This window comes from Streptomyces yamdrokensis (genome assembly GCF_053890455.1).
Map to the genome: position 1 here is coordinate 6517671 of NZ_CM132679.1, position 15055 is coordinate 6532725.

The window sequence follows — 15055 nt, forward strand, 5'->3', positions numbered from 1 at the left end:
ACCGGTGGACCGGCCGGCGGGTCATCTCCAGACGACCGTGACGAGCCACGCCGCAGTGATCAGCAGACAGGTGAACAGTTCGGTCAGCACGCTCCAGCCGCCCGAGCGCATCGCCGTACGCGTCGCCGTCACCGCTTCGCCGTGGCGGCCCAGACGGACCCGCTCACAGGCGTAGACCCCGGTCACGAAACCCGGGGCCGCGCCCAGGACGGGTACCAGGACGAAACCCAGGAGCGCCCCCGCACCCGCGTACGCCAGCACCCGCCCGTCGATGCCGCCGTCCCGGAGCCGCCGGGGCGGCAGGGTCCAGCGGACCACCTGGGACAGGACCAGGACGACCGTCGCGCCGACGAGCACCCACCACGCCACGGGCCGCGGGTCCTTCAGCGCCCACCACATGATCGCGGCCCACACCAGCCACGACCCCGGCACCCCGGGCAGCAGTACTCCGCACAGACCGAGCAGGATCACCAGTCCGGTCAGCAGGAGGTCCCACGCTCCCATCTGTCCAGGGTGCCGGAGGACGGCCGACGGCGCAGACCAGGGGGGAAGGACCCCCACCGACCCCTCACATCGAACAAGCGTGTTCCGTGCGTCCCGAGTGGCCGGTGTCCCGTGTGCCGCGCGGCGCCGGGAACGGATTTCCCGTGCTCCGGTTTCATCGGGCCCGCGCGGTGGACAATTCAAGGTATGAGCGAGCAGGGGGGCTGGTCCACCGGCCACGAGGACGACTGGTGGGGGCAGTTGTACGACGGTGCCACCGGTGACACGGGCTCCGCGCCCGCACCCGATTCCCTGGACGACCGCTTCGACTCCGCGGCCGGCACGGTGAACGAGGGGGCGGACGGTCCGGTGGACGGGTCGGCGGACGGCCCGGTGGACGGCCCGGTGGGCGGAGGATCCTCCCCAGGGGGCCCGTCCGGCACACAGCCGTCCGGCGGCCGGACGCTCCGCCCGCCGGAAGGGGCACCGCCGGCCCGGCCCCCGCTGGTCCGTACGACCCCGGCGACCGGCTTTCCCGCCCCACCCGATGCCGCCCCCGGCCCCATCCCCACCGACGCTTCCCCCGCACCCCGGGCCCCTCGCCCCGTCCCGCCCGTGGAGCCGCCGCTCCCGCCGCGCGGCCACGTGGGCCCCCGGCCGCCCACCTACGACGCCGAGCCCACCGCGCTGCCCGCCGCCGACCCCCACGAACTGGACGACCTGGTCCCGGACACCGTGCTCGACGGCGCCCGGTACGGGGCCTGCACCCTGCGGGCCGCCTCCGTACGCGGTGACTCGGCGCGGTACCGGGGCGAACTGCGGCGGGAGGCCCTGCTGACCGCCCGGTTCGGCAGCGGGGACCGGGCCCTGGTGCTGGTGGCGATCGCCACCGGCGTACGGGGCACCCCCGGTGCGCATCGCGCGGCCGCCGAGGCCTGTCGGTGGATCGGCAAGGCGGTGGGCCTCAGCCACGCCCGCCTGGCAGAGGACATCGGGGCAGGCCGGCGCGGCGACCTCAAGTCGGGGCTGCACCGCCTCACCGACCGCACCCTCGGCAGGCTCCGCGCGGGCGCCGCCGAGCAGGGCCTCGAACCCGAGGCGTACGCGGCCACCCTGCGCTGCCTGCTGCTGCCCGCCGACCCCGACTGCCGGACCCGCGTCTTCTTCGGCGTCGGCGACGGCGGACTGTTCCGGCTGCGGGGCGGGGCGTGGCAGGACATCGAACCGGAGGCGACCGAGGCCCGGGGCGGGGCCGTGCTCGGCTTCGGCTCGCCGCCCTCCGAGACCCCCGAGGGCGACCGGCTCACCATGGACCTCGGCATACCGACACCCCCGAGCCCGTACGAGCCCGCCCCCGGCCCTTTGCGCGAGCCCTTCCGTTTCCGTACGTCCGTCGCCCGCGAGGGTGACACCCTCCTGCTGTGCGGTCCCGGCCTCGCCGACCCGCTGCGCGGCGAGGAGGAACTCCGCGCCCACCTGGCCACGCGGTGGTCCCGCCCCGGGCCGCCGGGCCTCGCCGCGTTCCTCGCCGACACCCAGGTACGGGTCAAGGGATACGCGGACGACCGTACGGCCGCCGCCGTCTGGGAGGCGTGAACCCACCGGGTGTGACTCCATGGAACCCGAACGGAGATCCGGGGATTCACGGACACCGAAGGGGCACCTGGGAACCATGGCCAAACAGAACATCGCGGAACAGTTCGTCGACATCCTGACCCGCGCGGGAGTCAAACGCCTCTACGGCGTCGTCGGCGACAGCCTCAACCCCGTCGTCGACGCCGTGCGCCGCAACCCCGCCATCGACTGGGTCCACGTCCGGCACGAGGAGACCGCCGCCTTCGCCGCCAGTGCGGAGGCGCAGATCACCGGCAGTCTCGCCGCCTGCGCCGGCTCCTGCGGGCCCGGCAACCTCCACCTCATCAACGGGCTGTACGACGCCCACCGGTCCATGGCCCCGGTCCTCGCCCTCGCCTCGCACATCCCGTCCAGCGAGATCGGCCTCGGCTACTTCCAGGAGACCCATCCCGACCAGCTGTTCCGCGAGTGCAGCCACTACAGCGAGATGATCTCCAACCCCCAGCAGATGCCCCGGCTGCTCCAGACCGCGATCCAGAACGCGGTCGGCCGCTCCGGCGTCAGCGTCGTCACCCTCCCCGGCGACATCGCCGACCAGCCGGCCCCCGACAAGGCCGTCGAGAGCGCCCTGGTCACCTCCCGCCCCTCGGTCCGCCCCGGCGACGCCGAGATCGACCGCCTGATCGACATGATCGACTCCGCCGGAAAGGTCACCCTCTTCTGCGGCAGCGGCACCCAGGGCGCGCACGCCGAGGTCATGGAATTCGCCCAGAAGATCAAGTCTCCGGTCGGGCACGCCCTGCGGGGCAAGGAATGGATCCAGTACGACAACCCGTACGACGTCGGCATGAGCGGGCTGCTCGGATACGGCGCCGCCTACGAGGCCACCCACGAGTGCGACCTGCTGATCCTGCTCGGCACCGACTTCCCGTACAACGCCTTCCTCCCCGACGACGTGAAGATCGTCCAGGTCGACGTGCGGCCCGAGCACCTCGGCCGGCGCTCGAAGCTGGACCTCGCGGTGTGGGGCGACGTGCGGGAGACGCTGCGCTGTCTGACCCCGAGGATCAAGGGCAAGGACGACCGCAGGTTCCTCGACCGGATGCTGAAGAAGCACGCGGACGCGCTGGAGGGGGTGGTGAAGGCGTACACGCGCAAGGTGGAGAAGCACGTGCCGGTCCACCCCGAGTACGTGGCCTCCCTCCTGGACGAACTCGCCGACGAAGACGCGGTGTTCACCGTCGACACAGGGATGTGCAACGTCTGGGCGGCCCGCTACATCTCGCCCAACGGCCGCCGCCGGGTCATCGGTTCGTTCTCGCACGGTTCGATGGCGAACGCACTGCCGATGGCGATCGGGGCACAGTTCGTCGACCAGGGCCGGCAGGTCGTGTCGATGTCCGGCGACGGCGGATTCGCCATGCTCATGGGGGACTTCCTCACCCTCGTCCAGTACGACCTGCCGGTGAAGGTCGTCGTCTTCAACAACTCCTCGCTCAGCATGGTCGAGTTGGAGATGCTGGTCGCCGGACTGCCCTCGCACGGCACCGCCACCAAGAACCCGGACTTCGCCGCCGTCGCCCGCGCGTGCGGCGCGTACGGGGTGCGGGTGGAGAAGCCGAAGGACCTCGCCGGGGCGCTCAGGTCCGCGTTCGAGCACAAGGGGCCGGCCCTCGTCGACGTCGTCACCGACCCCAACGCGCTGTCCATCCCGCCGAAGATCAAGGCCGAGATGGTGACCGGCTTCGCGCTGTCCGCGTCGAAGATGGTGCTGGACGGCGGGGTCGGCCGGATGCTCCAGATGGCGCGTTCCAACCTGCGCAACGTGCCCCGTCCGTAGGGGGCGTTCAGCCCGTTCGGGGTGCCCAGCGGCGGTTGGAGGTGTCGTACTCGTAGCGGGGCAGGCCCTCGATGCCGCTGGTGCGGAACGGACGGCCGCCGTCGTCGATCCGGACGGTGCCGGAGCGGCCCCCCGAGGACCAGTCCAGCTCCAGGTACCAGCGGCAGTCGCAGCCCGCGGCCGTGGCGGTCACCTCCAGTACCTCCGGGTCCTTCGCGGAGACCCGGTAGGGCATACGGACCGCCGGGATCGGCGTACCGGCGTCGTTCCCGGCGACCGCGCGGGCGATCGGCCGGTCCTTGTCCAGGTCCACCGCGAAGTACCGCGGGGTGAGGGCGCCGCCGCAGCCCTGGTCCATGGCGTACGCGTTGCCCGGAGCGGGGTCGGTGCGGCCGGTCACCCGGACCCGCAGCGCCGTGAGGACGACCGCCGTGTCCGACGTCCCCTGTACGGACAGTTTCACGATCGTCTCGCCCCCGTGCACCGCAGCCTGCGTGGCCGCCCAGGTGCCGGCGTCCTGCGGGACCGGGGGCGGCGGCACCTGGGCGGGCGGCTTGGCGACGACGTAGTCGTGACCGCAGCCGTGCGCCCATGCCTGGGAATCCACGGTCCAGGCGAGAGGCGTACCGGCGGGCGCGGAGGAGTCCTCGGACGAGCCGCTGGAGGAACCGCCCGGGGAGCCGTCCGAGGCGCTCCCCGCGGAACTCCCGGAGGTGCCGCCGGGAGCGGCCGGGCCAAACGGCCCGCGCCCGGTTCCGGAGCCGTCCGGTGAGGGCTTTGGGCGTCCGGACGAGCCGGACGCGGAGGCGGGCGGAGACGAGGCGCGCAGGCCCGGCGCCGTGGGGTCCACGAAGCCAGTCGGTACGGGGTCGGCGGTGGCCCGGGAGGTGTCGTCGGGGGAGGAACGGTGGCCGTCCGGCAGCGCGGCCAGCGTGCCCACGGCGGCGAGTAACGCGCACGCGACGGCCAGGGCACCCGCGACGCGCTTGCGCCGGTACCAGGGGCGGGGGAGGGGACGGCCGGCCGGGGGGTGCGGACCGATGACGACGCCCGCGTCCGGGGGCGGTCGATCGGCGCCGGGGGCGACCCCGGAAGCGGTGTCCGCGTCGGTGTCGTGGTGGGTCCCGGCAACGGCCCCGTCGCCACCGACCGTCTCCGCGGGACGGCTGTCCGCGGGCTCGGTGATCGGAGCCGAGGTGGCAGACGGAGCGTCCACGGCCGCCGCCACCGTCTCTCCCGCCCGCGGTCGTTGCCGTGCCGCGACGGCCAGGAGCCAGTGGCGGTGGAGGTCCAGGCGTTCCGCGCCCGAGGCCCCGCACAGGGCGGCGAAGCGTTCCACCGGAGCGAAGTCGAGGGGGACCGCCTCGCCCGCGCAGTAGCGGTGCAACGTCGAGGTGTTCATGTTCAGGCGGCGGGCCAGTGAGCCGTAACTGCGGTCCGTACGTTCCTTCAGTTCCCGCAGCCGAGCCGCGAACTCGGCCACGTCGTCCTGTGTCGACACCTTCACCCCGCGCACACTCGTTGGGCCGGACGGGCCCGGGACGGCATCCCAGGCACCTCATACACCTGCACGTCAGAGGGGCTGGGATGGTTCCATGCCCCCGGGAACGGCCGCCGGCGCTTGCGCCTGCCTCCCGGGACGGCGGATGCTCTTGGTGTCGCCCCGAGGGCCACCGGACGGACCGTCCGGGCCATCCTGGCAGCACTCGCATCCAACCACGCACTCCTCACGGGGGACACCCATGCCCATGCGCACCCGGGCCGCCGCGCTCTCCGTCATCACCCTCGTCGCACTCGCCGCCGTCACGTCGCTCACCGGGCCGGCCGGAGCCGCGCCGGCCACGGACGTGGCGCCGAAGGAACGGCGGGCGGAGGCCGCCACACCCAAGTTCCTCGCGGCGTCCCAGCTTCCGCCGCACCCGTCGTCCGAGTGGACGGCGGGGCCCGTCACCGACGGCTTCCCGGTCGAGCTCGCCCACTGTCTGGGCGAGGACGGCATTCCGGCCTACGACTACCGGCACCGGGTCTTCCACACCGAACTGGACACCGGTGCCGTGCAGGCCACGGTCGTGACGGGCTCGGCCGCCAAGGGCAAGGCGCTGGCCGCCCTGGTCGACAAGAAGATCCGTTCCTGCGCGGACCGCATCGAGCAGTCCGACCCGGAGATCGAGGCCGAGGGCCGGTACTACGGCTCGCTGCCGGTCGAGGAGGGCGCGCAGGTCCACGGGCTGCACACCAACGCATCCTGGGGTGCCACCGACATCCACCTGCTGTCGGTGGGACGCGACGGCAGGACGGTCACCGTCGTGAGCTGGGGGCAGCTGGGCGACTTCGGCGACGCCCCGGTGGCCGCCTTCAGGAAGACGACGGCCAAGGCAGTCAACAGGCTGTACTGACACTGACGCCAGGAAGGGAACTGTCCGCAAGGGCATGGTCCGCAACGGACCGCACGACCACCGCGAACCCGGGGTCGTCCTCTCGCCACGGGGGTCGGGAGGACGGCCCCGCACATGTGTGTGGCCGTTGAAGTTCGGCCAATCTCCGGCCTTGAGGACGCCTTACGACCGCCGCATGACTGCCGCGTGGGTGACAGGGCATGGATTCCCCTGGACGTGTTCGAGCCGCAGGGGGAATCGACACCGGAACGTGGGCGGGGGCCATGAGAAGGCAGGCACAAGGGGGTCGTCCCGGGGTGGCCGGGACCGGCTCGGTGACGACCGTGGACGGAACGGCCGACGAGGACGCGGAGCAGGTACCGGCGGCGGCCAGGCTGCAACGTCGGCTGGGGCGGGCGGACCTGCGGGCGGTGCCCGGGTCCCGTCACGACCTACGACACATGCTCAGGCACTGGGGAAGGCCCGGACAGTCGGAGACGGCGGAGCTCCTCACCACCGAGCTCGTCACCAACGCGCTGATCCACACCGACCGGGCGGCGGTCCTGACGGCCACCGTCGGACCCCGTGGATTACGGGTCGAGGTACGGGACTTCGTGGACCACGAACCCCGGCCGCGGGTACCGGCCGCCGACGACGGTACGCACGGCCGTGGACTGGTCCTGGTCGAGTCCCTCGCCGACGCGTGGGGGATCAGGGCGCACGGGGTGGGCAAGGCGGTCTGGTTCGAACTCGAAGCGGACGTTGCCTGACACCGGCACCGGCGCACTCGACGGGACGGAGTACGGCCCGTGCGGCCGTACTCCGTCCCGTCGAGTGCCCCGTCCCGTCCCGCCCTCGTCAGCCGAACTGCTGCTCCAGGTCCTTGAGCTTGCGCTCGAGGGAGTCCAGACGCGGCAGTGCCTGGGTGTCGTCCTCCGCGGTGAGGTCGACGGTCATCGGATCGGAACCACCGCGTACCGGCTGCAGGGACGGACGCGAGCGCACGGGCCGGACGGTCTCCGGCGCCACTATGGCGGGCTCCTTGGTCGTCACGTCGTCCGCCCGTTCCACCGTCGGGGCCTCCATGGGGTGGCCACCGCCGCCCACGAGAGCGCGGTGGCCCCGGCTGATGGCCTTCAGCCGCGCCCGCTCCACCCGCTCCTGGTCGCGTCGGCGCCGGCGCGTCTCGCCCTTCTGGCGCTGGTCCTCGCGGACCTCCTCGACCGCCTCGTCGAGGCTGCGTACGCCCTCCAGCAGCATCAGGGACCAGGCGCGGTACGTCTCCCGGGGAGCCCGCAGCCAGCGGACGATGCGGATCTGCGGCAACGGACGCGGTACCAGGCCCTGTTCACGCAGGGCGGCCCGGCGGGTCTGCTTCAGCGCGCGGTCGAACAGCACGGCCGCCGACAGGGACATGCCCGCGAAGAAGTGCGGAGCGCCCGCGTGCCCCACGCCCCGGGGAGCGTGCACCCAGTTGAACCAGGCCGCGGCGAACGCGAAGGTCCACACGAGTATGCGGGAGCCGAGCGCCGCGTCACCGTGGCTGGCCTCGCGCACGGCGAGCACCGAGCAGAACATCGCCGCGCCGTCCAGACCGAAGGGCACGAGGTACTGCCAGCCGCCGGACAGGCCGAGGTTCTGCTCGCCGAAGCCGACCAGACCGTGGAAGGAGAGCGCGGCCGCCACCGCGGCACAGCAGAACAGCAGGAGGTAGGAGACGGTGCCGTACAGAGCCTCCTTGCGCCTGCGGCGCTCCTCGCTGCGCTCCCACGAGTCGTCCGCGCTCGTGTCCTTGACCGAGGAGCGCTTGCCGCGCGCGAGCACCGCCACCGCCGCCAGCATGCCCAGGAGCAGCACGGCGCCCGGAAGCAGCCAATTCAGCGATATGTCGGTCAGTCTCATCTAGGGGTCCCTCGCATTGGGATGGGGCGTAACGCCCGCCATAGTGGCCCAATCCCGCCGTTCCTCCGGGGATTTCGGGGCAAGTGGCCGCCATTGAAGTGCGAGGGGGTGACCGGGGCGGCGTTCTGCTCGAACTGACGCGTGAGGAGCGGGAGTCGGGTTCGAATGAGACTGCCCGTACGGGTGGTTCCGTGGATACGCCTCGCGACGGGCGGGGGACCGTGAAGGCCCTGTGGGCTTCGTGGCGGTGCGGAGCCGGACGGATTCAGCGGGCGGGCGGACGGTCCGACGGGTGGCGCGACGTCAACTCGCCTTCGCCACCGGCGTGAGGACCTCCTCGGTGGGCATGCTGATGACCTTGCCGGTGGCCGCCTCCTCGCCCGCCCCTCCCTTCGGCCTTCCGGTGCCGCAGGTGCGCGGGCAGGTGGCGCAGACGTCGTCGGGGCGCAGGGTGTAGAACATGCAGCAGCTGATCCGGTCCCGGGTGTGCGTGGCCTCGCCGTCGGGCCCGGTGGCCGGGCGGAAACCCGCCGCGCCGACATACGGCCTGGTGGCGCCGGGCAGCAGCAGTTCCAGCTCCCGCAGGGCCCGCTCCTCCTCGCCGAGCAACTGTCCGATGTACCGCAGGCTCTCCACGATCTCGTCGGTCGCCATGCCCCACAGGGCGCGGCCGCGCCGGCGCATCCTCGGACCGAAGCCCGTCAGGACGGGCCCGAGGTGCTCGGCGACGGCGGCGCGCACCTCGGCCCGCAGGGCCTCCTCGTCCGAAACCACGCGGGCGCCGGGCAGCGCGGCCGCCGGGTCGCCCGGAAGGCAGGCGAACGTGTCGGGGCGTACGGCCATGCGGCCCACGGCGAGTCCGGCGGCGGCGCGGTCGAAGGAGACGTGGGTCACGGGGTAACGGGGCACGCGGCGGTGCAGGAACCACGGCACGGTGATCAGCAGACAGGCGGGCCAGGCGTAGCGGTGCAGGCCGAAGCTGGCGACCACGTCGGGGCGGGCCTGCTGCCCGTAGTCCCGCAGTACCTGACTGTCGTCCCAGGACAGGAAGGCGTCCAGGGCGGAGCCGCCGTCCCCCTCGGCGAGCGCGTCGGCGGACACCCAGGCGCCGCCCCGGGGCGTTTCCTCGTCGGTGGCGAGCTCCGTGACGGCGAGTGCCGGGAAGGCCTCCGCCAGGCGGGCGTACGCGTCCGCGACGGCCGAACCGGTCGCTGCCATGGGACCACCCCTTCACGTGTCGCCGAACCGGCCCGACGCCGGGCCGATAAAGGTAAGGCTCACCTTACCCAAGATCGTCGAGATGTGAACCGGGGGGCCCGTGCCCGTATGGTGCTTGACGAGCGACTGACAAGCCGCCGTAATGACCTCAAGTACCGAAACGTCCCGAGGAGGACCCCGTGAGGCAGGGCACCAAGGGCTTCGCGGGGGCGGGTGACACCGGGGCCGGGCGGGACGGCGCGGGCACGGGCGTGGACGCGCGTACAGGTACGGGAGCGGGCCGGGCCGGGGTGCCCGACCGGTCCGGCGTACGGGGCGGGGAGGCCGGCGCCGCACCCGGCCGAAACGACGCGGTACGCGGTGAGCACACCCACGGGGAACCGGCCGCCGTCCTTCCCCGGCCCCGGACGCCCGTCCAGCGGTCCTCCGTGCGCGGGCAGATCCTCGCCGCGCTGCGCACCGCTCTGGTGACGGGCGACCTGCGGCCCGGCGCGGTGTACTCCGCGCCGGTGCTGGCCGAGCGGTTCGGGGTCTCCGCGACGCCCGTCCGGGAAGCCATGCAGCAGCTCACCCTCGAGGGCGCGGTCGAGGTCGTGCCCAACCGGGGCTTCAGGGTGGTCGAGCGGGGCGACCGGGAGCTCGCCGAACTGGCCGAGGTCCGGGCACTGATCGAGGTCCCGGTGGTGCTGCGGCTGGCCGGTACGGTGCCCGCCGAGCGCTGGGCCGAACTGCGCCCCCTCGCCGAGGCCACCGTCCGCGCCGCCTCCTCCGGCTGCCGGGCCACGTACGCCGAGTCCGACCGCGCCTTCCACCGGGCGGTGCTCGCCCTCGCGGGCAACGACCAACTGGTCCGCATCGCCGAGGACCTCCACCGCCGCGCCCAGTGGCCCCTGGCCGGCACCGCCCCCGGCCCTCTCGGCCGGGCGGGGCTGGTGGCCGACGCCCACCAGCACACGACCCTGCTGGACGCGCTGATCGCGGGCGACCGGGACGCGGTGCGGTCACTGGTGGGGGAGCACTTCACCGGCGCGGTCTGAAGCACGGCGGCGCCGCCGCGTCCCGGCACGCGGCACCGCAGCCGCGGGCGTTCCTACGCCGTCGCCGCTCCCGGGGCCGGTGGGGCCAGCTGGCGGGACAGCCAGGTGGGGACGCCGCCGAGCAGGCGCAGCAGCCGGCGGGCCTCCTCGCGCAGACGGGACGCCTCCGGCTCGGTCTCCGTGTCGGCGAGGGAGACCAGGGCCGGGGCCGTGCCGACCAGGTAGCCCAACTCCTCGCGGATCCGCAGCGATTCGGCGAAGCCGTGCCGCGCCTCCGCCAACTCGCCCTCCCGCAGGGCGAGTCCGGCGAGGTGACGCCAGGTGCCGGAGAGCAGCAGTGGGTCGGCGTGCGCGGTGGCGCCCGCGTGGGCGCGGCGGTACGCGGCACGCGCCGACTGCGGGGAGCGGGCCAGGTTCTCGGCGATCAGTCCGCGCCGGAAGTCCAGCAGCGCCCGTGCCGGGGCTCCCGGAGGGATCAGCGCCGCCGCACGCCCGAGCGCGGCCCGCGCCTCGTCGGCCCGGTCGCGCACCGCGAGCAGGGTGGCGGCGTAGGCCAGGTACCCGCGTTCACAAGCGGCGGCGCCCCGTTCGTCGTCGGTGTCGGCCAGCGCCTCGGCCGTCCGCAGCGCGTCCTCGGCCTCGCCCCAGCCCGTCTCCGTGTACAGGCACCGCTCCACCAGGAGAGACGACCGCTGCAGCGACGCTGCCGGGGTGTCCGGGGTGAGCAGGGCGGCGGCGTCGGCCCAGCAGGCGCGTGAGCGCAACCGCCATACCGCGGTCTGGAGGGGATCGTCACCAGCGGTCGTTCCGTTACCAGACATGGCGGTGTGCGCCACGTTGCCCTCCCCGAGCACGCCATCGAGCTGTTGAGTGGTGGCCGCATCTCAGCACGAACAACGGGGCCGGGCCAAGAGGGTGGGTGAAGGATTTCACAAAGTCGTGGATCAACGGGCCCGAACGGTGGACTGCCCGACGGCGCCCGCGATTCCCCACCGGCGCACGCCCTCCTCACGCGCCACCCCCCCCACCACGCGAACGCCGGACGGCCGCCGGGCCGTCAGCTCATGCGCAGGGCCAGGAAGAAGTCCAGCTTGTCCTCCAGTCGGGACAGGTCACGGCCCGTCAGCTGCTCGACGCGCCCCACCCGGTACCGCAGCGTGTTGACGTGCAGGTGCAACCGGGCGGCGCAGCGGGTCCAGGAGCCGTCGCAGTCCAAGAAGGCCTCCAGGGTGGGGATCAGTTCGGCGCGGTGGCGCCGGTCGTAGTCCCGCAGCGGGTCCAGGAGACGGGCGGTGAAGGCCCGCCGTACGTCGTCGGGGACGAACGGGAGCAGCAGGACGTGCGAGGCCAGCTCGTGGTGACCGGCCGCGCAGACCCGGCCCGGCCGTGCCGCGGCCACGCGCCGAGCGTGCCGCGCCTCCTCCAGGGCCCCGCGCAGCCCTTCCGCCGAGTGCACGGCCGCGCTGACCCCGAGGGTGAGCCGCCCGTCGCCGTCCAGACCGGCCGTCAGCGGCTCCCGTACGGACTCCAGCAGGGAGTCGGCGAGAAGTCCCCGCCCGTCGGCACCCTCGTGCTCGCCCGCCACCGCGGGCAGCGGGACGAGCGCGACCGCCTCGTCCCCGGTGTGCGCCACCGCGATCCGGTCGGAGTGCTCGGGCCCCGTCGACGCCGGGTCGACCAGGATCTCCTCGAGCAGCGCCTGCGCCGCCGCCCCGCCCCCGGACCCGCCGCCGTCCCAGTCGACCCGCGCGACGACCACCTGCCAGTGCGGCGCGGCCCCGGGACCGGGCACCAGCACCGGCGCCGCCACCCGCAGCCGGGCCGCGACCTCGGCCGGCGCCGCGCCCGCCTGCACCAGCTCCAGCACCTCCCGCGCGAGCCGGCGCCGTACCGTGCGCGCCGCGTTCCGGCGGTCCCGCTCGACCGAGATCAGCTGGGTGACCCCGTGCAGCAGGTCCAGCCGCTCCTCGGCCCAGTCCCCGGCGTCCGCCTCGACCACCAGCAGCCAGTCCGACAGCACCGTCTCCCTGCCGTCCCGCACCTTTGGGGAAGCCGGTGCGCCCTGCCCGCCGGGCGCGGGCTGCGCGGCCTGCGGGGCGGCCGCCGCCCGGCCCGTGGGCCCGCCGCCGCGCACCGGGAAGAGGCTGTACGTCGTCCGGTCGTCCAGGGTCACCCGGTGCGGTCCAGGGCGGCCGTCGCGGGCGGCCGCCAGCTGTTCGGCCGCGAGCCGCACGCACACGTCGTCGGGCAGCCGTGGTCCCGCCTTCGAAGCGGCGATCAGCCGCCCGGTCGGCGAGAGCACCCACGCCCGCAGGTCCAGGTCGGTGCCGAGCAGGTCGAGCACCACGTCCGGGCCGCCGCCCGCCGGGCCCGACGTCATCAGCCGCCGGTGCCGGTCCACCACGGCCGCGAGGTCCCCTGCCCGCTCGCCGGACACCTGCCGTACGACATGCTCGGTGACCGTCGCGAAGGCCACCGACTCGTGCACCGCGAACAGCGGCAGCCGGTGCCGCGCACAGGCCACGACCAGGTCCTTTGGGACGGTGCCCAGCTCCGCCTCACCGGCCGCCAGGGCGACGACCCCCGCCTGCACCAGACGCCGTACGAACGGCTCGGAGTCGGCGGCGTCCCGGCGCCAGGCCAGGCCGGAGAGCACGAGTTCCCCGCCGGAGAGATAGCGGCTGGGGTCCCTCAGGTCGGTGGTCATCACCCCGTGCACGGTGCGGTCCAGCTCGTCCTCGCCGCAGAGCAGCGCGAGCCCCAGCGCGTCGGTCTCCAGCAGTGCGCGCAGCCGCATTCTCGTCGCCGCCGTTCCCTGTCTCGATGTGTACCGATGTCTACGATGGGCCTGTGGAGGGCCCCGCCCGGAGGCCGTGGAAGGTCCGCGAAGGGCCTTTCCCACAGCGCCCGGGGGAGTGGCCGATCCGGCACGGTCGGCCGTCCCCCGGACTGTGTACTCCGTCTTTTCCGTGTCCGTTGTTTCCGGAGGAAAACAAGGAGGTTGCCGAGGTCTTCTTTCATATGAATCTACAAGATGCCCCCGCTGGCCAGGCAACTCCTTCATGCCTTTCGTGACTGACCCGGGTGGAGCAGCGGGCGGTGTACTGAGCCCACTCCGCGTGAATCCCCCATGAACGAGCCGGGCCCGCCGCACACGGATTGGCTCGATCCGTACGACCCACGAGAAGAAGAAGTGAGCCGGTCATGGACTTCCTTCGCCCCGCCAGCTGGGAGGAGGCGCTCGCCGCGAAGGCCGAGCACCCCACCGCCGTGCCGATCGCGGGTGGCACCGACGTGATGGTCGAGATCAACTTCGACCACCGCAGGCCCGAGTACCTCATGGACCTCAACCGCGTCGCCGACCTCACCGAGTGGGAGGTCGGCGAGGACACCGTACGGCTCGGTGCCTCCGTCCCGTACACGAGGGTCATGGAACACCTGCGGGCCGAACTGCCGGGCCTCGCCCTCGCCGCCCACACCGTCGCCTCCCCGCAGATCCGCAACCGCGGCGGGGTCGGCGGCAACCTCGGCACCGCCTCCCCGGCCGGCGACGCCCACCCGGCGCTGCTCGCCGCCGGAGCCGAGGTCGAGGCCGTATCGGTGCGCGGGTCCCGCCGCATCCCGATCGACGCGTTCTACACCGGCGTGAAGCGCAACGCGCTGGCGCCCGACGAGCTGATCCGCGCCGTCCACATCAAGAGGGCCGACGGACCGCAGCAGTTCTCGAAGGTCGGCACCCGCAACGCGATGGTCATCGCCGTGTGCGCGTTCGGCCTGGCCCTGCACCCCGGCACCCGCACGGTCCGCACCGGCATCGGGTCGGCGGCGCCCACCCCCGTACGGGCCACCGCCGCCGAGGAGTTCCTGAACGCGGCGCTCGACGAGGGCGGCCTCTGGGACAACGGGAAGACCGTCCCTCCGTCGGTGGCCGAGCGGTTCGCCGACCTCTGCTCCGCCGCCTGCAACCCGATCGACGACGTCCGCGGCACCGCGGGCTACCGCCGGCACGCCGTCGGCGTCATGGCCCGCCGCACGCTGACCTGGACCTGGGAGTCGTACCGCGACACCCGCCGTATCACCGAGGGAGCCGCGTAATGCGTGTCCACTTCACGGTCAACGGACGGTCCCAGGAGGCCGACGACGTGTGGGAGGGCGAGTCCCTGCTGTACGTGCTGCGCGAGCGGCTCGGTCTGCCCGGGTCCAAGAACGCCTGCGAACAGGGCGAGTGCGGCTCCTGCACGGTGCGCCTCGACGGCGTCCCGGTCTGCTCCTGTCTCGTCGCCGCCGGCCAGGCCGAGGGGCGCGAGATCGTCACGGTCGAAGGGCTGGCCGACCTCGCCCGGCAGCGCCCCCGCGGTGCGCAGGACGGCGCCGGGAGCGGTGCCGTCGAGGGCAGCGCACTCGCCCCGATCCAGCAGGCGTTCATCGACGCCGGTGCCGTCCAGTGCGGCTTCTGCACCCCGGGCCTGCTGGTCGCCGCCGACGAGATGCTGGAGCACAACCCCAGCCCGAGCGACGCCGACATCCGCGAGGCCCTCTCGGGCAACCTGTGCCGCTGCACGGGCTACGAGAAGATCATGGACGCGGTCCGCCTCGCGGCCGCCCGCCAGTCCGAGAGGGCCTGA

13 protein-coding genes are annotated in these 15055 nt (G+C 73.5%); 7 read left to right on the forward strand and 6 right to left on the reverse strand.

What is annotated here, in order from left to right; genetic code table 11:
* Positions 1-21 precede the first annotated feature (21 nt).
* On the reverse strand, positions 22-504 hold the full coding sequence (locus ACWZEH_RS28805; RefSeq protein ID WP_456193988.1) for a DUF456 domain-containing protein: 483 nt from the start codon (positions 502-504) through the stop codon (positions 22-24).
* 186 nt (positions 505-690) lie between these two features.
* Here ACWZEH_RS28805 and ACWZEH_RS28810 point away from each other — a divergent pair, with 186 nt between their 5' ends.
* Both ACWZEH_RS28810 and ACWZEH_RS28815 read left to right on the forward strand, forming a co-directional pair.
* Complete coding sequence (locus tag ACWZEH_RS28810) at positions 691-2079, forward strand: protein phosphatase 2C domain-containing protein (RefSeq protein WP_456193989.1); 1389 nt, start codon at positions 691-693, stop codon at positions 2077-2079.
* Positions 2080-2155: 76 nt separating this feature from the next.
* Positions 2156-3898 (forward strand): pyruvate dehydrogenase, encoded by a 1743-nt coding sequence (locus tag ACWZEH_RS28815; RefSeq protein WP_456193990.1) that lies wholly within the window; start codon positions 2156-2158, stop codon positions 3896-3898.
* Between the two features lie 7 nt (positions 3899-3905).
* On the opposite strand, the gene ACWZEH_RS28820 is transcribed toward ACWZEH_RS28815, so the two are convergent.
* Entirely contained in the window at positions 3906-5405 is a 1500-nt protein-coding gene (locus ACWZEH_RS28820) for a helix-turn-helix domain-containing protein (RefSeq protein WP_456193991.1), read from the reverse strand.
* A 235-nt stretch (positions 5406-5640) separates the two neighbouring features.
* Here ACWZEH_RS28820 and ACWZEH_RS28825 point away from each other — a divergent pair, with 235 nt between their 5' ends.
* Both ACWZEH_RS28825 and ACWZEH_RS28830 read left to right on the forward strand, forming a co-directional pair.
* On the forward strand, positions 5641-6294 hold the full coding sequence (locus ACWZEH_RS28825; RefSeq protein WP_456193992.1) for a hypothetical protein: 654 nt from the start codon (positions 5641-5643) through the stop codon (positions 6292-6294).
* 263 nt (positions 6295-6557) lie between these two features.
* The gene (locus ACWZEH_RS28830) at positions 6558-7043 is read left to right on the forward strand and encodes an ATP-binding protein (RefSeq protein ID WP_456193993.1); all 486 of its coding nucleotides are present in this window, start codon (positions 6558-6560) and stop codon (positions 7041-7043) included.
* 88 nt (positions 7044-7131) lie between these two features.
* Here ACWZEH_RS28830 and ACWZEH_RS28835 read toward each other — a convergent pair whose 3' ends face one another.
* Both ACWZEH_RS28835 and ACWZEH_RS28840 read right to left on the reverse strand, forming a co-directional pair.
* The gene (locus ACWZEH_RS28835; protein ID WP_456193994.1) at positions 7132-8175 is read right to left on the reverse strand and encodes a DUF2637 domain-containing protein; all 1044 of its coding nucleotides are present in this window, start codon (positions 8173-8175) and stop codon (positions 7132-7134) included.
* 303 nt (positions 8176-8478) lie between these two features.
* Positions 8479-9393 carry a (2Fe-2S)-binding protein gene (locus ACWZEH_RS28840; protein ID WP_456193995.1) on the reverse strand — a complete coding sequence of 305 codons (915 nt, stop codon included), beginning with the start codon at positions 9391-9393 and terminating at the stop codon, positions 8479-8481.
* Between the two features lie 179 nt (positions 9394-9572).
* Between ACWZEH_RS28840 and ACWZEH_RS28845 the strand changes: the two genes are divergently transcribed.
* Complete coding sequence (locus ACWZEH_RS28845; protein ID WP_456193996.1) at positions 9573-10430, forward strand: GntR family transcriptional regulator; 858 nt, start codon at positions 9573-9575, stop codon at positions 10428-10430.
* Positions 10431-10483: 53 nt separating this feature from the next.
* On the opposite strand, the gene ACWZEH_RS28850 is transcribed toward ACWZEH_RS28845, so the two are convergent.
* Together ACWZEH_RS28850 and ACWZEH_RS28855 are read right to left on the reverse strand one after the other, a co-directional pair.
* Complete coding sequence (locus ACWZEH_RS28850) at positions 10484-11251, reverse strand: hypothetical protein (protein WP_456193997.1); 768 nt, start codon at positions 11249-11251, stop codon at positions 10484-10486.
* Positions 11252-11487: 236 nt separating this feature from the next.
* Entirely contained in the window at positions 11488-13227 is a 1740-nt protein-coding gene (locus ACWZEH_RS28855; protein WP_456193998.1) for a PucR family transcriptional regulator, read from the reverse strand.
* A gap of 407 nt (positions 13228-13634) precedes the next feature.
* On the opposite strand from ACWZEH_RS28855, the gene ACWZEH_RS28860 reads away from it, so the two are divergent.
* Entirely contained in the window at positions 13635-14525 is an 891-nt protein-coding gene (locus ACWZEH_RS28860) for an FAD binding domain-containing protein (RefSeq protein WP_456193999.1), read from the forward strand.
* Complete coding sequence (locus ACWZEH_RS28865) at positions 14525-15055, forward strand: (2Fe-2S)-binding protein (RefSeq protein ID WP_456194000.1); 531 nt, start codon at positions 14525-14527, stop codon at positions 15053-15055. The genes ACWZEH_RS28860 and ACWZEH_RS28865 overlap by 1 nt, the downstream gene beginning before the upstream one ends.